Annotated in this window: 16 protein-coding genes and 4 tRNA genes; 7 read left to right on the forward strand and 13 right to left on the reverse strand. The window is 39.7% G+C overall.

What is annotated here, in order from left to right; genetic code table 11:
• Positions 1-135: 135 nt before the first annotated feature.
• The 4 genes from HMPREF3279_RS03880 to HMPREF3279_RS03895 all read right to left on the reverse strand — a co-directional run bounded on the left by HMPREF3279_RS03880 (position 136) and on the right by HMPREF3279_RS03895 (position 521).
• Positions 136-211 (reverse strand) — tRNA-Thr (locus HMPREF3279_RS03880).
• A gap of 3 nt (positions 212-214) precedes the next feature.
• Positions 215-289, reverse strand: a tRNA-Gly gene (locus tag HMPREF3279_RS03885).
• 41 nt (positions 290-330) lie between these two features.
• Positions 331-415 (reverse strand) — tRNA-Tyr (locus HMPREF3279_RS03890).
• 30 nt (positions 416-445) lie between these two features.
• A tRNA-Thr gene (locus HMPREF3279_RS03895) sits at positions 446-521 on the reverse strand.
• A 213-nt stretch (positions 522-734) separates the two neighbouring features.
• On the opposite strand from HMPREF3279_RS03895, the gene coaA reads away from it, so the two are divergent.
• Entirely contained in the window at positions 735-1670 is a 936-nt protein-coding gene (coaA, locus tag HMPREF3279_RS03900; protein WP_005695046.1) for a type I pantothenate kinase, read from the forward strand.
• 40 nt (positions 1671-1710) lie between these two features.
• Here the strand turns inward: coaA and cydC are convergent, their stop codons facing one another.
• The 6 genes from cydC to HMPREF3279_RS03930 all read right to left on the reverse strand — a co-directional run bounded on the left by cydC (position 1711) and on the right by HMPREF3279_RS03930 (position 11732).
• Complete coding sequence (gene cydC / locus HMPREF3279_RS03905) at positions 1711-3369, reverse strand: thiol reductant ABC exporter subunit CydC (RefSeq protein WP_070868144.1); 1659 nt, start codon at positions 3367-3369, stop codon at positions 1711-1713.
• Positions 3362-5107 (reverse strand): ABC transporter ATP-binding protein/permease, encoded by a 1746-nt coding sequence (locus HMPREF3279_RS03910; RefSeq protein ID WP_070868145.1) that lies wholly within the window; start codon positions 5105-5107, stop codon positions 3362-3364. Before HMPREF3279_RS03910 ends, cydC begins: the two co-directional genes overlap by 8 nt.
• A 70-nt stretch (positions 5108-5177) precedes the next feature.
• Positions 5178-7508: a TonB-dependent hemoglobin/transferrin/lactoferrin family receptor gene (locus tag HMPREF3279_RS03915; RefSeq protein WP_070868146.1), complete on the reverse strand. Its 2331-nt coding sequence runs from the start codon at positions 7506-7508 to the stop codon at positions 5178-5180.
• A gap of 164 nt (positions 7509-7672) precedes the next feature.
• Positions 7673-10099: a DNA topoisomerase (ATP-hydrolyzing) subunit B gene (gyrB, locus tag HMPREF3279_RS03920; protein ID WP_070868147.1), complete on the reverse strand. Its 2427-nt coding sequence runs from the start codon at positions 10097-10099 to the stop codon at positions 7673-7675.
• Positions 10100-10275: 176 nt separating this feature from the next.
• Positions 10276-11163 carry a DUF3137 domain-containing protein gene (locus tag HMPREF3279_RS03925; RefSeq protein WP_070868148.1) on the reverse strand — a complete coding sequence of 296 codons (888 nt, stop codon included), beginning with the start codon at positions 11161-11163 and terminating at the stop codon, positions 10276-10278.
• An 11-nt stretch (positions 11164-11174) separates the two neighbouring features.
• On the reverse strand, positions 11175-11732 hold the full coding sequence (locus tag HMPREF3279_RS03930) for a LemA family protein (protein ID WP_257282832.1): 558 nt from the start codon (positions 11730-11732) through the stop codon (positions 11175-11177).
• Positions 11733-12135: 403 nt separating this feature from the next.
• Here HMPREF3279_RS03930 and hybO point away from each other — a divergent pair, with 403 nt between their 5' ends.
• From hybO to hybE, 6 genes are all read left to right on the forward strand, one after another.
• Positions 12136-13284, forward strand: coding sequence for a hydrogenase 2 small subunit (gene hybO, locus HMPREF3279_RS03935; RefSeq protein WP_049365049.1), 1149 nt, complete (start codon positions 12136-12138; stop codon positions 13282-13284).
• Positions 13285-13286: 2 nt separating this feature from the next.
• Positions 13287-14327, forward strand: coding sequence for a hydrogenase 2 operon protein HybA (gene hybA / locus HMPREF3279_RS03940; protein ID WP_049383968.1), 1041 nt, complete (start codon positions 13287-13289; stop codon positions 14325-14327).
• Positions 14320-15546 carry a Ni/Fe-hydrogenase cytochrome b subunit gene (hybB, locus tag HMPREF3279_RS03945; RefSeq protein WP_005695037.1) on the forward strand — a complete coding sequence of 409 codons (1227 nt, stop codon included), beginning with the start codon at positions 14320-14322 and terminating at the stop codon, positions 15544-15546. The genes hybA and hybB overlap by 8 nt, the downstream gene beginning before the upstream one ends.
• Positions 15546-17255 carry a hydrogenase 2 large subunit gene (gene hybC / locus HMPREF3279_RS03950; RefSeq protein WP_049365051.1) on the forward strand — a complete coding sequence of 570 codons (1710 nt, stop codon included), beginning with the start codon at positions 15546-15548 and terminating at the stop codon, positions 17253-17255. Before hybB ends, hybC begins: the two co-directional genes overlap by 1 nt.
• Positions 17255-17728 (forward strand): HyaD/HybD family hydrogenase maturation endopeptidase, encoded by a 474-nt coding sequence (locus tag HMPREF3279_RS03955; RefSeq protein WP_070868149.1) that lies wholly within the window; start codon positions 17255-17257, stop codon positions 17726-17728. Before hybC ends, HMPREF3279_RS03955 begins: the two co-directional genes overlap by 1 nt.
• Positions 17729-17818: 90 nt before the next feature.
• On the forward strand, positions 17819-18328 hold the full coding sequence (gene hybE, locus HMPREF3279_RS03960; protein WP_070868150.1) for a hydrogenase-2 assembly chaperone: 510 nt from the start codon (positions 17819-17821) through the stop codon (positions 18326-18328).
• A gap of 110 nt (positions 18329-18438) precedes the next feature.
• Here hybE and serA read toward each other — a convergent pair whose 3' ends face one another.
• The 3 genes from serA to hemW all read right to left on the reverse strand — a co-directional run bounded on the left by serA (position 18439) and on the right by hemW (position 21608).
• The gene (serA, locus tag HMPREF3279_RS03965; RefSeq protein WP_070868151.1) at positions 18439-19671 is read right to left on the reverse strand and encodes a phosphoglycerate dehydrogenase; all 1233 of its coding nucleotides are present in this window, start codon (positions 19669-19671) and stop codon (positions 18439-18441) included.
• Positions 19672-19690: 19 nt separating this feature from the next.
• The gene (rpiA, locus tag HMPREF3279_RS03970) at positions 19691-20350 is read right to left on the reverse strand and encodes a ribose-5-phosphate isomerase RpiA (protein WP_005695032.1); all 660 of its coding nucleotides are present in this window, start codon (positions 20348-20350) and stop codon (positions 19691-19693) included.
• A 109-nt stretch (positions 20351-20459) separates the two neighbouring features.
• Positions 20460-21608, reverse strand: a complete 1149-nt coding sequence (hemW, locus tag HMPREF3279_RS03975; protein WP_070868152.1) for a radical SAM family heme chaperone HemW — start codon at positions 21606-21608, stop codon at positions 20460-20462.
• Positions 21609-21647: the final 39 nt, after the last annotated feature.

Raw genomic sequence — 21647 nt, forward strand, 5'->3', positions numbered from 1 at the left:
GGTTTTGTACGTTCAAATTTTTCTTTAGACATTTAAAGAGTCCCTCTAAATAGACACGGTTATCGATGGGTAAATTAAACCACATTAACCAATAAAATCATTACTATTTAATAAGGAGAGAGGAATTTGGAAGGCTGGTGCTGATAGGCGGATTTGAACCGCCGACCTCACCCTTACCAAGGGTGCGCTCTACCAACTGAGCTATATCAGCGTTTGGAGCGGGCAGCGGGAATCGAACCCGCATCATTAGCTTGGAAGGCTAAGGTAATAGCCATTATACGATGCCCGCAGTCCTAAATTCATCTGTCCCATCAGAATTCATTTAGAAAATGGTGGAGGGAGAAGGATTCGAACCTTCGAAGGCTGAGCCAACAGATTTACAGTCTGCCCCCTTTGGCCGCTCGGGAACCCCTCCACGCTAAATGAATACTTGTTTACTAAAGGATGGTGCCGACTACCGGAATCGAACTGGTGACCTACTGATTACAAGTCAGTTGCTCTACCTACTGAGCTAAGTCGGCGTGTTGTAAGCAAGTGAGGCGTATTATATGGAAAATATTATGCCTGACAAGTTTTTTTTATGAAAAATGCGTTTTTTTTAACTATTCGTCTAATTTACAAGCAAAAAGCCACATTCTTGCTTTAAAACTCACCACTTTTAATAAAAAACGATGATCACAACTCATTTATAGGGTATATTTTGTCCAATTTTTTCACTCTAGATATAAAGCACCGTGGAAATTACCGAACAACTAACGCCCTTTCTGAACTTTAGCCGTCAACAATGGGCCGAATTAAGAAAATCCGTTCCGCTAAAATTAACGGAGCAAGATCTCAAACCACTTTTAGGTTTTAATGAAGAGCTTTCTCTTGATGAAGTGAGCACCATTTACCTGCCACTTGCACGTCTTATTAACTACTACATTGACGAAAACCTTCGCCGCCAAACCGTTTTAAATCGTTTTCTTGGCGGACAGAGCCCTAAAGTCCCTTACATCATTAGTATCGCGGGTAGCGTTGCTGTTGGGAAAAGTACATCAGCACGTATTTTGCAATCTTTGCTAACCCACTGGCCTACCGAACGAAAAGTTGATCTGATTACTACTGATGGTTTTCTCTATCCATTAGAAAAACTAAAAAAAGACGATTTGCTACAGAAGAAAGGCTTCCCTATTTCTTATGACACGGCCAAATTAATTCGTTTTTTAGCTGATATCAAATCAGGTAAACCATCGGTGAAATCGCCCATTTATTCTCATCTGACTTACGATATCGTTCCTGATAAGTTCGATATTGTCGATCAACCGGATATTTTAATTTTAGAAGGACTAAACGTTCTTCAAACAGGTTCAAATAAAGCCAATCAAACCTTCGTGTCTGATTTTGTGGATTTTTCTATTTATGTTGATGCTGATGAGAACTTACTCAAAGAATGGTACATCAAACGATTCTTAAAATTCCGTCAAAGTGCTTTCACCAATCCGGATTCCTATTTTAAACATTATGCTAATCTCTCTGAGCAAGAAGCCATTGAAACAGCCAGCAACATTTGGGATAACATTAACGGATTGAATTTAAAACAAAACATTCTGCCGACTCGTGAACGCGCCAATCTAATTCTTAGAAAAGGTGAAAATCACGAAGTTGAATTAGTGAAATTAAGAAAATAAAAAAAGAGCGGTCAATTTGACCGCTCTTTTTATCACTGCCTTACGACATTCTTCCATTCTCAATGCCAATCACCTGATCGCAAATCGCCATGGTAGATTGGCGATGACTCACGAGAATAATCAATTTTTCTGCTTTCACGTTCAACAATGATTTCAAAATCATCGCTTCGTTCAAGCTATCCAAATTACTGGTCGGTTCATCGAGTAAAATAATCGGTGCGTTGTGTAGGAATGCACGAGCAATACCGATACGCTGTTTTTCACCATCAGAAAGGTTACCGCCTAATTCGGTCATTTTCGTTTGATAACCTTCGGGCAAACTCAAAATGAAATCATGAATTGACGCTTTCTTCGCAGCTTCCATAATTTCGTCTAGTGTTGCATCACGACGCGCAAGGCGAATATTTTCCTCGATGGTTTCGTTGAAAATATAGGTTTGCTGGGTAATGTACGCCATATTGTCTCGCAAACTACGGGTGTTGATATTCGGTAAGATTTCGCCATTAATTTTAATGCTACCCGATTTAGGATCGTAAAAACGCATCAGCAGTTTTAACAAGGTGCTTTTACCGCTACCACTTCTGCCATGAATCCCTAAGATTTCACCCTTTTTCACAGACAAGCTAACATCCGATAAAATTTGTTCTTCACCATAAGCAAAACTTACGTTCTCAACATCAATGCGAGAAACATCCTTCAAATCGACCGCACTTTCTACGTCTTTTAATTCGGGTTCTTCTGCTAGCAAGCTCAATACACGCTCACCTGAAGCCAAGGTTTGTAACAAGTTGCTTGAAAGGTTACTTAATGCAATAACGGGGCCATAGCTCGACATCAATAAAATCACGCCAATTAAAAAGGCAGAAAAATCAATCTTATCTAGACTAAACAAAATTAAGCCGGTGAATAACATAATGATGTTAAACACGGATACCGCCACTTCAGTGTAAACACGTACTTTTGCTTCTTGGTCTTTAATGCGCTCAAAAGCGGTATCGATTTTTTGGCTGCGTTGTTGAATTTCATCTAAGCGCTGTTTCACATAGCCGAAAAGTTGGATCTCTTTCATACCACGCACACTATCGAGGAAGAAATCATTCATTTCACCAACCAACTCACGATAGCGTCGACCATCTTCACGGGCCAATTTAGTGGTGATAATTGGTAATATCACACCCACCGTTAAATAAGCGGCTAATGCCACAAGCACAAACCAACCTGAAAGATGCCCAAAGACCAACAATAAAATCGCAGAAGTAAAAAACGCGATCATAATTGGTGCAATGGTGTGCGCATAGAACACTTCGAGCAATTCGATATCATTAGTCACCAAGGACACTAATTGCCCCGCTTGTTTGTCTTGCAACTTCACAAAAGCCAAACGGCGTAAGGAAGAAAATACTTTATCTCGCAATAATGCCAATAATTTAAAAGCAATATAGTGCCCTGACATTTGCTCTAAATAACGCAACACGCCACGAGCCACCGCTAACACGATAAGTGCGGTCAAAATTCCAGAAAAACTTAAATGGGTGTCAAAGTTAAGAAGATTCACTAACCCCATCGCACCAAGCACCATAATAAAGATGGCAGCCAAGAAACCGAGCGTTCCCATGGTGATAGTAAACGCCATGATATGCGACAGTGGGGTCACTAATTTCAACAAATGCCCCATTACAACAAAACCATTTTTACGCATTTGCCACCTCTCTAATTTGTTCTAAATCTTTTTGTTGTTGGAACATTTCAGCATACGCACCTTGTTTTGCCATAAGCTCTTTATGTGTGCCTTGCTCAATTAATTTGCCTTGTTCAAGCACATTAATGCAGTCGGCATTCACGGCATTGGCCAAGCGGTGAGAAATCATCACAATGTTTTTTTGTTGTTTAAATTGTTGAATGAACTGCAAAATAATTTCTTCGCTTTCTACATCAATGTTACTGGTCGCTTCGTCAAAAATATAAAGCTCGGCATTGTGTAATAAAGCACGCGCTAAGGCTAAACGTTGGATTTGACCGCCAGATAAATTCGCGCCACGGCTTAATAACTGCATATCTAATCCGCCGTTATCTCGAACGAATTGCGCCAAATTGACTTGTTCTAAACACGCATAAATTTGTTCATCTGTAGCATCGATTTTCGCCATGGTCATATTTTCACGTAGCGTACCTTTAAACACATAACTGCTATGGCTCACCAAAGACACTTTTTCATAAAACGAATGACGATCAATCTCTTGAATTTCTTGGCCGTTGAATAGAATTTTGCCTTGTTGCGCTTTATTAAAGCCCATTAGCAATGAAACCAAGGTTGATTTACCACAACCACTTTTACCCACAAATACCGTAAGCTGATTTGGTAAGATGCTTAAATCTAAGCCAACAATCGCAGGTTTCTCTTCGCTGTAAGCAAAATGCAGATCTTGAATATCCACTTGAATAGCATTTTTCGCTGCAAAATCGACCGCTTGTGCTTGAGTTTCCACTGGCGTATCTAACAATGTAAAGATCTTATCTGATGCCGCTTTACCATTCATCGCCACATGGAAGAAAGAACCCAATAAACGAAGTGGAATAAAGAATTCAGAAGAAAGTAGAATAAATAAAATGACACCTAATACGGTTAATTGATTGTCTTGGAATTGCAACAGAGCTGTTAAAATCCCGATTGCAGCACCACCGTAAGCAAGTAAATCCATCAGTGATACCGAGTTAAGCTGCATGGTCAGTACTTTCATAGTGATTTTGCGGAAATGTTCTGCTTCTTCATCCATTGCTTTCGCTTTATAAGCATCATCTTGATAGATTTTCAGCGTGATTAAACCTTGTAGGTTATCTAAGAAACTGCTGCCTAATCCCACATAAATGGACCAATATTTTGCCAAGAGTTTTTTCGCAATTTTATTCACTGCAATGATCGACATAGGAATCAGCGGCACGCAAATCAGCAAAATCACGGCTGTTTTAAAGCTGAAAAAGATCAGAAAAGCGAAGAGTGTGAGCGGGGCAAGCAAGCTATAAAAAAGCTGAGGTAAATAACGCCCAAAGTAAATTTCAAGCTGCTCCACACCTTCTGAAGCCACTTGGATAATACTTGAAGTAGATTGTTGATTCACTTGGTTAAGTGGCATCGAAGCCAATTTGCGATAAATGAGGCTACGCAACTCATGTTTCACTTTCGTACTGGCAAAATAAGAAGCCTGCACCGATTTTTTACCCGCAAAGGCACGCAATGCCAAAGCAGCAACCAAAACGATGCCCAAAATGACCGCACTTATCGGGCCCAATTCATTAAAATAAGCCGCCTGTAAAATATAAGAAAACACGACGGCACTTATAATCCCACCAATTAACGCCACCCAGTTCCATAACACCGTGATTCCAATCCATTTTTTACTGTCGGCCACCGTGTTAATTAGGCGTTTATCTATCATCATAATGATTGCTCCTAAAACAAAAAGAAGTACGCACATTACTATGCGTACTTTGCTATAAACAATTTAATAATTAAAAACGAATTTCAATAGAGGCTGCAAAGTTGCGCCCAGGTGCATAGAAGCGTTCAAGACCTAATCCATTTCTATCAATATTATTTGTTGTACTGTGTGCATTAATACCGCGCAAAGCATCCCAAGTATGATATTTTTTATCAAAAAGGTTATATACCCCAGCTCTTAATGTAATATCTTCAGTCACTTTATAGAATCCAAATAAATCAACTAAATAAACAGATTTATTAAGATATTTATAGTTTTCAATAGATTGATATAACTCTTCTTTTGAACAATAATCACCTAACCAAGGATCGTTGGTCCATGATAAACAACGCGTTTTAATTTCAAATGTTTTCGCATCTTTTGCTTTTTTACCACCTAAATAGGTTAATCGACTAAAAATACCCCATTTACCATTTGGATCTTCATAATCAAGCCCCAAAACAGCTTTTAGCGGTTGAATTGAAAGCATGCTGGTTGAATTAGATAATTTGCCTTTGCTATAACCTAATGCACCATATAGTTTTAATCCCTTAGGAGCTGGAAGAACAGTATCTAAATTAAGACTTCCTTTTACCTCTATACCACTTACCCGGGCATTATCGACATTAACCATTTGTTGCATTGGCGTTTGGTAAATCCGTCCATATTGAGTTTGTTCAATGATACTTTCTTGTTCAAACAAGAAATTCCGATAACGAGTTTGATATAGGTTAATATCAAGCATACCTTTTTCATTTTGTGCCTTAGCAAAAAGCGTATGGTTGATGCTTCGTTCTGACTTTAATCCTGGATTAGATTTCCATGTACCATAAGCATTAGTAAAGCTGAAATATAATTCAGTAGCAGTAGGAATCCGGTAACCAGTACTTAGTTGATAACCGAATTTCCACGTATCTGTCGGTTGTATTCCTAACCCAAGAAATCCACTCCAATTTGAGAAGCTACTTTGAGAAGGTTCACCTTCAGCTAAACAAGCCTTACTACAAGCCGCATTTAAAGCTTTAGGAGAAAGTTTAGCATAATCATAACGAAGACCGAGATTTGCTGAGAGTGTTGGCTTCCAACCGCTTTCAAAACGAGGATTCCATGTAATTTGATCTTTTAAAGACGCGCCATATATTTTCGTTTTTACAGGTCTTTGAATGGTGTACCATTCATCTAATCCATACTCATTAGTGTCATGATTAATATTTTTAAACTCACGTTCACTTATATAAGTTTTAAAAGAGAAAATATGATCCCCTCCCCACTTAAACGGCATACTTTCTAATTCAGCAGAAACTCGTTTAAATTCAGTTTTCATGCGACGATCAAAAACTTCACCTAATTTTTTCTCATTTGTTAGCCAATCGCGCAGTCCTTTATAGTTGACTGCTGCCAAATCTGTTTTTTGATAATCAAAATCCAATTTACCAAATGACAAGTAGTTAGACTCTGGCGTATAAAGGTAGTATGCGTTGATATTGATACGTTTATTTTGGTCATCCGCTTCACGCCAAGCACTTCCGAAAGAAGTATAACTGCGTTCATCTACATATCGGCTACCTTTTTGACCATTAACACCGATACCAACCTTATGGTGAGGCGTAATTTGATAACCAACCTTAGCTAGATAACTATGAAAACGGTGAGTAGCAGGATCTGGATGTTGGCTTTTCGAGTAGTTAAACTCAGGACCCTCTCCCTTACTTTTCATTTGGTGACCTGTACGTTGTGAATACATAAAAATAGCATCCACTTTATCGCCAACATATCCAAAACCTAATGTTCTAACCCATTCACTATTCTTACTACCATATCCACCACGCAATAAAGCTCCAAATTTATTATTAGATTTAACGATATCCTGCGCATCTAAAGTATGGTAATTAACACCTCCACCTAAAGCACCACTACCAGAATTAAAGGCATCTGATCCTCGAACGATATCAATATCTCTAACCAACTCTGAATCAATACTCAAGCGCGAAGAGTTAAAGTTCCCATAACGCGAATATAAGGTATTTTCTTCACTATCAGGTAAATTTACCCCATCTACACTGATACCAACACGGTTTCCTTCCACACCACGGATAGAGAAACCTTTTAAAAATCGGCCATTATCACTAATACCAACATCAGTTGTATAGCGTACTAAATCTCGATTATCTCGAATGAGTTCTTTTTGAATAGCTGCAGCACTTTTATGTTCAACTGCTGCTTGTGTTTGACGCTCAGCATTCAATTCACCTTCAACATTAATCGTCTCTAATTGTTCTTCTGCAAAAGAAGATGGAGAAATGGATACCGTAGCAATAGGTAAAATTCCATAGGCTACTGCCAAAAATTTATTCTTTTTCATATTGTTATCCTTAAATAGCAAAATTGGCAGAATTATAGAAAAGAATAAAATAAAAAAATAGATAGAATTGAGAATTATTTTTATTTTTGTGATCTAACTCAAAAAAATACCGCACTTGGTTTCCCTAAGTGCGGTCATTTTTAGTGATATTTTTGAATGTTAGACTAAACGTCTAAGTTTGCTCGCAAGGCATTCATTTCGATGAATTCACGACGAGGCTCAACTTCATCACCCATTAATGTAGTGAAGAGTTGGTCTGCGGCAACAGCATCTTTAATTGATACTTTTAACATACGACGAGCATTTGGATCCATGGTGGTTTCCCAAAGTTGCTCAGCGTTCATTTCACCTAACCCTTTGTAACGTTGGATTTCTAAGCCTCGACGTGATTCTTTCATCAACCATTCAACGGCTTGTTCAAATGATTGAACAGGTTGCGTTTTTTCACCACGAGTAACGTAAGCGCCCTCTTCTAGCAAGCCATTCACTTGCTGACCGAAGGCAGTAATCTTCGCAAACTCATTACCCGTGACAAAATCAAAGTTGATGAAGTAATCGGTATCAATACCATGTTTACGAACAGTAATGACTGCTTCATATACTTGGCGTTCGCTGTTAAACTGCGTTCTCGCTGAATATAAATGCGCTTCTGTTTCTTTTTCAGTTAAGTATGCAACGAAAGAATTTGCCCAATTTTCGACCGCACTTTCATTACGCATTAAATCAACGGTTAATTGTGGTTGATAAACCAAACCTTGCAATAATGGCTCTGGATAATAACGACTTAAGCGAGTAATTAATTTCTGAACATTGTTATATTCACTCACTAATTTCTCAAACACTAAATCATTCATTGCTGGTGCGTTAGCACTGATATGCAACGCGGCACCATCTAACGCAAGCATTAATTCATATTGCACCATTTCGTCGTTATCTTTGATGTAACGCTCTTGTTTACCTTTTTTCACTTTATAAAGTGGTGGCTGAGCAATATACACATAACCACGCTCAATTAATTCTGGCATTTGACGATAGAAGAAGGTCAACAATAAGGTACGAATGTGTGAACCGTCCACGTCCGCATCGGTCATGATAATGATGTGGTGGTAACGTAATTTATCTGGATTATATTCATCACGACCAATACCACAGCCAAGCGCTGTAATTAATGTGCCCACTTCTTGAGAAGAAAGCATTTTGTCAAAACGTGCTTTTTCAACGTTAAGAATTTTACCTTTTAATGGCAGAATTGCTTGGGTTTTACGATCACGACCTGATTTTGCCGACCCCCCCGCAGAATCCCCCTCCACGAGGTAAAGTTCTGAAAGTGCTGGATCTTTTTCTTGGCAGTCCGCTAATTTACCCGGAAGGCCCGCAATATCTAATGCACCTTTACGACGGGTCATTTCGCGGGCTTTACGAGCCGCTTCACGCGCACGTGCAGCTGTAATAATTTGATTTACAATGATTTTTGCATCCGCTGGATTTTCTAATAAATATTCCTGCATACGCTCATTCATGGCAGATTCAACCGCACTTTTCACTTCAGAAGACACTAATTTGTCTTTTGTTTGTGAAGAGAATTTAGGATCGGGCACTTTCACTGAGATAATCGCTACCAAACCTTCACGCGCGTCGTCACCTGATGTGCTCACTTTCTCTTTTTTCAGTAACCCTTCGCTTTCCATATAGTTATTTAAGCTACGGGTTAATGCGCCACGGAAACCGGCTAAGTGAGTACCACCATCACGTTGTGGAATATTATTAGTAAAGCAATAAACGTTTTCGTTTACGCCATCATTCCATTGCAATGCGACTTCCACACCAATACCGTCTTTTTCAGCTGAAAAATAGAATGGTTTTGGGTGAATTGGATTTTTATTTTTATTTAAATATTCAACGAACGCTTGAATACCACCTTCGTAATGGAAGTGATCTTCTGTGCCATCACGTTTATCGATTAAACGAATTGATACACCAGAGTTTAAGAATGAAAGCTCACGTAAGCGTTTTGCTAAAATTTTGTAATCGAAAGTTGTAATTGCAAAGATTTCTGGACTTGGCCAGAAACGCACCGTTGTACCCGTCGTTTGAGTTTCACCGATAATAGTTAAAGGCCCTTGAGGCTCACCCAAGTGATAGAATTGCTCGTACACATGACCTTGGCGACGAATAGTTAATTGCAATTTATCAGAAAGTGCATTTACTACCGAAACACCCACTCCGTGCAAGCCACCTGATACTTTATAAGAGTTATCATCGAATTTACCGCCCGCATGAAGCACTGTCATAATAACTTCTGCCGCAGAAACCCCTTCCTCTGGGTGGATATCTACTGGAATACCACGGCCGTCATCTTGCACGGAAACAGAATTGTCATCATGAATAGTAACGATAATATCGGAACAATAGCCAGCAAGTGCTTCATCGATCGCGTTATCCACTACCTCAAACACCATATGGTGTAGGCCTGTTCCATCATCGGTATCCCCAATATACATGCCCGGACGTTTCCGAACCGCATCAAGCCCTTTTAAGACTTTAATACTTGATGCACCATAAGCATTTTCTGTAACCGGTGTTTCTGACATAGTTTTTCTCTATTTTGTAATGAAAATTGTGCGGAATTATAGCAAAAAACTGACTATTTTGCGAAATAAAAGTGCGGTCAAAATTTTCGGTGTTAAAAAACCAATAAACAAATACATAGCATATAAACAAAAAGACGAGTTTTTATCTAAACTCGTCTTTTTTATTACATTAACACTTATTTCCAAATATGGTTATTTAACCCGAGTTCTTTCACCATATCTGTAAAGCCTTTGATACTCGAAATATAATCACGAATCGTATTGTCTTCTAGCAATGACTTTTCAAAGGATGGTTCAAAACTATTCTTTCCTAAATTAAGCGCAATAATCACTTCTCGGTTACGAAGTACCATCGAAATAGGGCAATTAAATTTCTCTTTCAGTCCACAAAAACGTTCCATTAACTTAGGCGATAAAGCATATCTGGCTAAGATTTGATCTTCAGTAAACACATCAAAATACCGATTAAAAGACGGATTATCCATCAATGCAATTTTACCTTCTTTTCTTAAACCTGCTTCTTTCTTATCACAAACATAAACCCAATGAGCCAGTTCTTTAGGAAAAGTGGCTTTAAATAAAATGCCTTGAAAATTCTGAGCACCTAATGCCTTAACGGATTTCTCTTTCAACGACATGTTAAATGCTGAAAAATCACAAATTTCAACTTCAGTTTGGTTAAACTCACCAAAGATTAAATCCTCACTACGGAAGGTCGCGGGACCACTATCATAAACGGAGAGGAAATCACCAATATTCAGTCCTCTATCAGCGTTAAAGTGAAAACCAAATTCCTGGACAATTGTATTAATCACGCGAGTCTTAAATTCTGCGATAAAACGCTTATATTTAAAAAATAAATGACGAAAAGAATAAATGAGCACACCAAGGATTAAAGCTGTACTTAATAGATACCCATACCCTATCGTTCCGATGAGGAAAAATAACCCAACGCATAGCATAATAATCCATTTATTGATGAGGGATTTTATAGCTAAACGTTCCTCATCTAACTTTTCTAATCCCAGAAAACGAATCCCTTCAATCTCTTTTGGTGTATTCATGGTTTGTCCACTTATTGTTTAAATAAATTACCCACATTAGGCACTTCAGCTTCATTTTGAGGAATATCGAAAAATGTTCCTTTCTGGAAATTAAACAAGTTTGCAATTAAATTTGACGGGAACATTTCCACTGCATTGTTATACTCTTCAACTGCTGAATTATAAGTACGTCTTGCTGCAGAAATTTGCTCTTCCACATCACTAAGTGTGGTCTGAATTTGCATAAGATTTTGATTGGCTTTGAGATCCGGATAATTTTCTAGACGAACCTGTAAATTACGCAATAAACCCGAAATCTCATTATTGAGTTGGAATTTTTCACTTGTAGAATGGGCTGATTTAGCACTTTCACGTAACGTCACAATACGTTCAAGCAGGCTACGCTCATGCGACATATATTCCTTGGCGGTGGCGACAAGGTTTGGCAATAAATCATAACGACGTTTCAACTGAACATCCACACTGGCTTCAACACTACTCACCTGATTACGTTTTCTAATCAGTTTGTTATACATTGAAATAGTGAAAGCTAAACCGAGAAGGACAATACCTACAACTATATTCATCATTATTTCTCCATAGAAAATTTTCCCTACTCAGTATAGGGAAAAGCACAATAAAATCTATTCACTTAGACAATATTTTGTTGATAAAAATCAATAAAACCAAGAATTTAGTTTTATCCACTTCCCCATTCATATCACCCAGAAGTGCGGTCAATATTCACGAAGTTTTTCTGAGCCCAAATCCTTACTTTATTATTATGATTTAGTGTACAAAAAATGCACTCTAAGTAAATATGTCACCAACAAATAACAATCATTCTCAATAAACAAGTAAAAACAATCACTTACCCACTTATTTTGTAAGGAAAATAAGGGTATTTTTGATTACGATCAAATAAATTTCCTGCATCAAGGCATATCATAGTCAGATTAACCATACAAGTAACGTGCCAATTGGAGTGATTATATGCAACGAAGTGATGGATTATTTTCTGCTTTAGCAGAAGTTTCCCGTCGGGATTTTATGAAGTTATGTACCGCACTTGCGGCGACTATGGGGTTAAGTTCAAAAGCGGGGGCAGAAATGACCGCTGCTTTAACAGAACCTAAACGTCCACCAGTATTATGGATTGGTGCGCAAGAATGTACGGGTTGTACAGAATCCTTGCTACGCGCCACCCACCCAACAGTAGAAAACTTGGTATTGGAAATGATTTCCTTAGAATACCACGAAACCCTTTCTGCAGCCTTCGGGGAACAAGCTGAAGATAACAAACATAATGCAATTAAACAGTATTATGGAAAATATGTTTTAGTCGTAGATGGATCTATTCCGGTGAAAGACGGCGGCGTCTATTGTATGGTAGCAGGTAAACCGATTGTAGAACACATCCAAGAAGCCGCTAAAGGGGCTGCGGCGATTATTGCGATCGGTTCTTGTGCGGCATGGGGTGGCGTACCTTCTAGCGGTGGCAATCCAACTGGTGCAAGCAGCCTATCTGAAGTATTACCAAAAGGCACGCCGGTAATTAATATTCCTGGCTGTCCACCAAATCCACACAACTTCCTTGCAACTGTTGCTTATATTCTTACTTATAAGAAACTACCCGAAATGGACAAATTAAATCGTCCATTATTCGCTTACGATCGCTTAATTCATGAAAACTGCTATCGTCGTCCGCACTTTGATGCTGGTCGTTTTGCCAAAGAATACGGCGATTATGGTCACCGCAACGGTTGGTGTTTATATCATCTTGGTTGTAAAGGGCCAGAAACTTACGGCAACTGCTCTACCTTAGAATTCTGCGATGTCGGTGGTAATAACTGGCCAGTCGGTATCGGGCACCCTTGCTATGGTTGTAACGAAAAAGGCGTCGGCTTTACCAAAGGTATTTTCCAATTAGCGGGCGTAGAAAATCCAACACCACGCGTTGAAAAACCAGATGTTAATAACACCGAAGGTTCAGGTGCAACCATGACGGCTATTGGTTTATTAGGCGGTGCAGCTGCAATCCTAGCCGGTGTGAGTGTTGTGACCTTACGCGAATTAAGCGCTCAACATAAAGCCCGTTCTGAAGCTAAAGCTGCAGAGAAAGAAGAACATACAGGTAAATAATAATGGATAGACGAAAATTTCTAAAAGCGGGTATGCTTGGCGGAATCGCATCTACTTTGCCTGTATCAAATGTGCAGGCATCGGAAGCGGTTGAGCCTATTCCCGGCGCACTTGGAATGCTTTACGACTCTACCCTTTGTGTAGGTTGTCAAGCATGCGTGGCAGAATGTCAAAACGTGAACCACACACCCGTGAATCCAAAAGGTGATCAAACTTGGTCAAATAACGACAAACTCACTCCATTTACTCGTAACGTGATTCAAGTATGGAGTGATGGCGACGGCACAAATAAAGACAAAACAGAAAACGGTTATGCTTATGTGAAAAAACAATGTATGCATTGCGTTGACCCTAACTGCGTTGCCGTTTGCCCTGTTCAAGCACTCACCAAAGATCCCAAAACGGGTATCGTGAAATACGATCCCGATATTTGTACCGGTTGCCGTTATTGTATGGTAGGTTGTCCATTTGATGTACCAAAATACGACTACGATAATCCATTCGGTGAAATCAGCAAATGTGAACTCTGTAACCAAAAAGGTGTTGAACGCTTAGATAAAGGTGAATTACCTGGTTGCTGTCATGTTTGTCCGACTGGTGCGATTATTTTTGGTACACGTGAAGAATTATTGGCAGAAGCGAAACGTCGTTTAAGCTTATTACGTGGTACTGAATATGATTACCCACGTCAACACGTCAATAGCACTGATAAATACCGTGCTACCGTGCCAGCATATCAATATCATATCTACGGTGAAAAAGAAGGTGGTGGTACACAGGTACTCGCCTTAAGTGGTGTGCCTTTTGCTAACCTTGGTTTACCAGACTTAGATGAAGTCGCAACAGGTTCTCGTGCAGCGCATTTACAACACTTCTTGTATCGCGGTTTAGCATTGCCACTAGTCGCACTTGCCGGACTAACCTTTATGACTTACAAAAATATGCATGGTGATAAGATCGCTGAGCGTATTGCAGCACAAAAAGAAGCCATGCGTCAGGCACGTAAGGAAATCGAAGAAGCGGAGGATGAGCATCATGAGTAATCCACGTCCGGTAGGCGGTCGCCTTGTTTCTGCCGCAATTCTCTTTTTTGCACCACTTGCCGTGCTTTGCGTTTTATTAATTTTAAAACGTTTAGTTTTTGGTATTGGTTCCGTGACCGCACTTAATGGCGGTTATCCTTGGGGTTTATGGATTGCCTTTGACTTACTTGTTGGTACAGGATTTGCCTGTGGCGGTTGGGCACTCGCTTGGACCGTGTATATTTTCAATAAAGGAAAATATCACGCTCTTGTTCGCCCAGCATTACTTGCAAGTTTATTCGGCTATTCCCTTGGTGGTTTATCTATCACCATTGATATGGGGCGTTATTGGCATTTACCGTATTTCTACATTCCAGGGCAGTTCAACACGAATTCCGTTCTATTTGAAACAGCATTTTGTATGACGGTGTATATCATCGTAGTGACCCTAGAATTTGCCCCGGTATGGCTTGGTTTCTTCGGCTTGAAAAAATGGTTTAATAAACTGAATAAAATCATGTTTTTCATTATTGCCTTGGGTGCCTTGTTACCAATGATGCACCAATCTTCAATGGGTTCCTTGATGATTGTAGCTGGTCACAAAGTCCATCCGGTATGGCAAAGCTATGAAGCGCTACCAATTCTCTCCTTGCTGACAGCTTTCATTATGGGTTTCTCTATTGTGATTTTTGAGGGTTCTTTAGTTAAAGCAGGTCTTGCAGGAAAAACACCAGATGAACGTCATTTATTTACTCAATTAGCACGCGTTACTGCAGGATTGATCTTCTGTTTCTTAGCGGTGCGTTTTGGTGAGTTGATTTATCACGACAAACTGCAAATGGTTGTGGGCTTCGATAAATTAACTAAATTTGAAGCATGGATGTTCTGGATGGAAGTCTGGTTGATGGTATTACCATTACTAACCCTCTTCCTTGGGGAGAAAAAATCAGATTCCCGTTGGTTATTTATTTCGGCATTAAGCATGTTACTCGGTGCAGCATTATGGCGTATGAACTATTCGCTTATCATGTATAATCCAGGCAACGGCTATCAATATTTCCCATCTGCGGAAGAATTGCTTATTTCAATCGGTTTCGTTTCTATTGAAGTATGTGCCTATATTTTAATCATTCGTTTATTCCCTGTATTACCGGTATTTAAAGAAAAACATACCGAAGACTCAGAAAAAATTATTGCCGAAAAAGCGGCATTCAGCAAAAAAGTTAGCGGAGCAGAATAATGTCAGAAAAAAAACGTATCTCAATTGACCCAATTACCCGTATTGAGGGTCATTTACGTATTGATTGCGAAATTGAAAACGGCGTTGTCACCAATGCTTGGTCCTCTGGTACCATGTGGCGCGGTATGGAAAATATCGTAAAAGGAGCCGACCCACGTGATGCATGGATGATTATGCAACGTATTTGTGGCGTATGTACTACAGTACATGCGATTATCAGCGTACGTGCCGTAGAAGATGCTATCGGTGCTAAAGTCCCAGTCAATGCACAGTATATTCGTAACATGATTCTTGCTGCCCACAGCATTCACGACCATATCGTGCATTTCTATCAACTCTCCGCGATGGACTGGGTGGATATCACCGCTGCGCTAAAAGCTGATCCTGAAAAAGCAGCAGATATGCTAAAAGGTGTATCTACATGGTCATTAAACAGTGCTAACGAATTCCGCAACGTACAGAAAAAAATCCAAGCATTAGTGGATAGCGGACAACTTGGTATTTTCGCTAACGGTTATTTTGGTCATGCAGCAATGAAACTTCCACCAGAAGTAAACCTCATTGCCGTCGCACACTATTTGCAAGCCCTTGAATGTCAACGTGATGCTAACCGCGTGGTGGCATTACTCGGTAGTAAAACACCACATATTCAAAACTTGGCGATTGGTGGCGTAGCAAACCCAATTAACTTAGATTCCCAAGCGGTACTAAACCAAGAACGTCTCATGTTCGTGAAAGCTTGTATCGATCGCTTAACTGACTTCATTAACCAAGTATATAAAGTAGATGCGGCAGTATTTGCGGCTTACTATCCAGAATGGTTAAGCCTTGGTAAAACATCAGGCAACTACTTATCTGTACCTGAATACCCAATTGATGCAGATAACTCTAAATTCATGTTGAAAGGTGGTTATATCGAAAACGGCGATTTATCAACTTTCCGTGCAATCGACCAACAAAAAGATGAGTTCGTTGTAAAAGGCATTAAAGAAAGTGGTAAACACGCTTGGTACGAAGATGATGAGCCATTAGAACCTTGGGCTGGCTTAACTCGTCCGAAATATACCGGCTGGCAAGATGATGGTAAATACTCTTGGGTAAAAGCACCAACCTTCTACGGTAAAGTTGTCGAAGTGGGGCCTCTCGCCTATTTAATGTGTGGTTTGGCTGCGAATGACACGCCAACTGTCAACCACTTCAATGAATTAAAAGGCATTTATGAAAAATTGACTGGTAACACGTTAACTACCGATCAATTACATTCTACCCTTGGACGTATTATCGGTCGTACCGTGCATTGCTGTGCGATCAATGATATTTTAAGTGCTCAATGGCAAATGCTCATTGATAATATCGCTAAAGGTGATATGACGGCGTATATCAAAACAGATATTCCAGCAAGCGGTGAATTCCGTGGTGTTGGTTTCGGTGAAGTACCACGTGGTATGCTTTCTCACTGGGTTGTCATCAAAGACGGTCGCATTGAAAACTACCAAGCAGTTGTACCATCTACATGGAATGCGGGTCCGCGTAATGAACAAGACCAAATGGGCCCTTATGAGCTTTCCATTATTGGTACACCGGTGGCAGATCCAACTAAACCGTTAGAAGTGGTCAGAACCATTCACTCTTTCGACCCTTGTATGTCCTGTGCCGTGCACGTAGTTAATACCGAAAACGGCGAAGTGACTGAAGTGAAGGTGTTGTAATGAAGCCGTTAATTCTTGGCGTTGGCAATATTTTGTTAAGCGATGAAGGTGTCGGTGTGCGTGTTGTGCAGGAGCTTGAAAAACGCCCTGAAATTCAACCGCACTTTGACATCATCGATGGTGGTACTTGTGGCATGGAATTACTGGATGCGATGGCAAATCGCGAGCATTTGATTATTGTCGATGCCGTGCTTGCTAACAAACAGCCGGGTGAGATTGTCGTGTTACATGACGAGCAAGTGCCCACCTTTTTCTCTCGCAAAATTTCGCCACACCAACTCGGCATTTGTGATGTTCTTTCTGCAATGAAATTAACGGACGAATTTCCAAAACACCTTTGTCTCATCGGCATCCAACCAGAATCACTAGAATCTGGAATTGGCTTGACTGAAACGATACAAAATGTGTTGCCAAAGGTTTTTGAAACGTTAAATCAAGTCATTAAGGAATATGGCTTAACGGCCGCTATTTAGAATAGCAAGGAATTTAATAGCCAATCACTCATAGCACGCATCTTTTGATGCGTGCTTTAATTTGATTAAGTTTTATGTGAAAAATAAACCATGTATCGACACGAAAAAACACCTGAAAACTCTACCTCACTTTTAACCTCTGTTACGGGCTTTGAAGAAAACCCAACGGAGATTTTCCTTGCCGAAATGCAAAACATTGTACCTGAAATGCAAGATCTTCCTTTTTATCACAAAGGCATCGAGTGTTTCTGCCCTAAATTTGTTTTATTTGAAGATCAATGGATCGGTACCGTATTAACGCCATGGATGATGAGTGTGGTGATTCTGCCTGGTCCTCAACAACAATGGGAACCGCGTGAATTAGGCGATAAACTCACTGTGCAACTGCCTTACAAAGCACTCACTTTCACCGTTAGTAGTCTTGAAAATGTACCGCAATATTTAAGTTGCTCCTTACATTCACCACTCGACCCAAATCTGACTAACGAGCAAGCAGTTCAACTCACACAAGATTGTTTGCGTATGGTTTTATCCATCCCAACTGCACAGCCGACATTTAATTCTGATCGCCGTAATCTATTTAAGGCGATGATCAAATAAATGTTAGCTGCAAACAGTTAATAAAAATGGGCAAAGTAAACTAACTTACTTTGCCCATTTTGCGTTCCATCCCACACAAAGTGCGGTCAGTTTTTACTTAATTTTTCAAATTAATACAACACACGTGCTTTAATTGTACCTTCAATTTCACGAAGTTTAGCCAATAACGGTGATGCATCATCTGTTTCGATATCAACGACCACATAACCAATTTTCGGATCGGTTTGTAAAAATTGTGCTGCAATATTGAGATTAGCTTCAACGAAAATTTTGTTCAATTTGTTTAATACACCAGGACGGTTTTCGTGAATATGAAGTAAACGTTTTGTACCAACGTGTTCTGGCAAGGATACTTCAGGGAAATTCACGGAAGAAAGGGTTGAACCGTTATCTGAATATTTCACAAATTTACCCGCTACTTCAAAACCAATGTTTTCTTGCGCTTCTGCGGTTGAACCACCGATATGCGGGGTTAAGATCACATTATCAAATTTACGTAGTGGCGAAACAAACTCTTCATTGATTGATGCAGGCTCAACAGGGAATACATCAACAGCTGCACCACGAACTTTACCTTGTTCAAGCGCAGCTGCTAAAGCATCAATATCCACTACCGTACCACGTGCTGCATTGATCAAAATAGAATCTTGTTTTAATTGCGCAATACGTTCAGCACTCATTAAATTACGAGTTGAAGGTAAATCTGGTACATGAAGCGAAATCACATCACAAGAACCTAATAACTCTTCAAGTGTATGTAATTGTTTTGCATTACCCAATGGCAATTTATTTTCAATATCGTAGAAATATACTTCCATCCCTAGAGACTCCGCAATAATACTTAATTGCGAACCGATATGGCCGTAACCCACGATACCTAATTTTTTGCCGCGCACTTCATGAGAACCCACTGCCGATTTATTCCATAAACCACGATGCACATCTGCATTCGCTTGAGGAATATTGCGCATTAAGAGCAAAATCTCACCCAACACTAATTCAGCCACAGAACGTGTATTAGAGAACGGTGCATTAAATACTGGAATCCCACGCATTTTTGCTGCATTAAGATCCACTTGGTTGGTACCGATACAGAAACAGCCAATAGCAATAAGCTTCGGTGCAGCTTCAATCATTTCAGCAGTTAATTGGGTACGCGAACGTAAGCCGATAAAATGGGCATCTTTAATCGCTTCTTTTAGCTCATCACCATCTAAAGCTTTTTTGTAAAAGTCAATATTGGTGTAGCCAGCCGCATGTAAGGTATCTAATGCACTTTGGTGCACGCCCTCTAATAGCACAAATTTAATTTTTGATTTGTCGAGTGAGACTTTGTTTGTCATGTTTGCTTCCTTATTTTTATTAATCAATAATTTTTGCGCCGTCTGGCGTACCAACAATCACAATATCCGCCCCACGTAAGGCAAAAATACCATTTGTTACCACACCCGCGACATTATTCAATTCTTTTTCCATTTCCACTGGATTTAAAATTGCGAAGTTATGTACATCTAAAATCACGTTGCCGTTATCCGTCACCACGCCTTCACGATATTCTGGCGCACCACCAAGAGAAACTAATTTACGACCAACTTGTGAACGTGCCATTGGAATCACTTCTACTGGCAATGGGAACGTGCTACCTAACACATCCACTTGTTTACTAGCATCCACAATACAAATAAATTTTTTCGCTAAAGCGGCCACAATTTTTTCGCGAGTCAGTGCCGCACCGCCGCCTTTGATCATCATTTTTTGTGGATTGATTTCATCTGCGCCATCCACATAAATATCTAAACTGGATACATCGTTAGCACTAAACACTTCAATACCCTGTTTACGTAACAATTCTTCTGAGGCTTTAGATGCTGCTACCGCGCCTTGAATTTGATCTTTTAATTCACCTAAGGCTTCAATAAAACAATTCACTGTTGAACCACTTCCCACGCCAACAATGGTATCGGGCTTAACATATTTTAACGCCGCACGTGCCGCTAATTTTTTCATTTCTAATTGGTCCATTTTTCTCTCCCTTTTAAATCGTGGATAACAACGTAAACGTTTGCCTTACTTTAATACGACACTATTAAATAAACAAGTGTAAAAATTTATTCGTGATGATGAAAAAATTTTATTCATCTAAAAAAAGTGCTAACAGCTCGTTTAAAAACAATTTTCCGTGTTCGGTGACTTGCCAAGAATCCAGTGTTTCGACGATATAATTCTGTTGAATGGCAAAATCAATTTGATTTTTGACCGCACTTTGCGAAAGCCCCGTGTAATGCTCAAACTCTTGTTTTGGCACCGCTTCCAATAAGCGGAAGCGATTCATGAAGAATTCAAAAGCGCGGTCATTTTTTTCCACGTTTTTTTCTTCATAAAGGTACTCTCCTCGCAAATACCCTTTTGGATGCTTCGTTTTAGAAAAACGTAAAATATCACCATTAGGGAAAGTGAGTTTTCCATGGGCACCACAGCCTATCGCCAAATAATCCCCGAATCGCCAATAATTCAAATTATGCTGACACTGAAAGCCCGGTTTCGCATAAGCGGATGTTTCATATTGCTGATAACCGGCTTCGGTTAAAAGTTGGTGACCTTGCTCAAAAATATCCCACAGCGCATCATCATCCGGCAACGTAGGTGGACGATAAGCAAACATGGTATTGGGTTCAATGGTGAGTTGATACCAAGAAAGGTGTGGCGGAGCAAGCTCTATGGCTTGTCGCAAATCATCTAAAGCCTCCTCAAGCGTTTGGTTTGGCAAGCCGTGCATTAAATCTAGATTAAAACTTTTTAACCCAGAAACTTTCGCCAAACTGACCGCACTTTTAGCTTCCGCCGCATTATGAATACGCCCTAAACGTTGTAATTTATCGTCATTAAAACTTTGGATGCCCATAGAAATACGTGTTACACCAGCGTCCACATAACCTTTAAAACGCTCTGCTTCCACGGTGCCAGGATTGGCTTCCATAGTGATTTCAATATTCTCTGAAAAAGGAATGCGACGTTGAATTTCTGCCAATAACAACTTGATACTTTCTGCTGAAAATAAACTCGGCGTGCCACCACCAATAAAAATTGAATGAAGTGGACGATTTTGAATACTAGCCTGATATTTCTCTAAGTCTGTCTCAAGATCAGCGATCAGATGTTGCACATATTCTTGTTCAGGAATTGTGCCTTTCTGTGCATGCGAATTGAAATCACAATAAGGACATTTCTGCACACACCAAGGAATGTGAACATAAAGGGAAAGAGGAGGAAATTTTTGCATAATTAAAAGTCAAAAGGGCTTGTTTTCACAAGCCCTAAA

The sequence above is a fragment of the Haemophilus sp. HMSC71H05 genome (assembly GCF_001838635.1).
Lineage (GTDB): Bacteria > Pseudomonadota > Gammaproteobacteria > Enterobacterales > Pasteurellaceae > Haemophilus_D > Haemophilus_D parainfluenzae_R.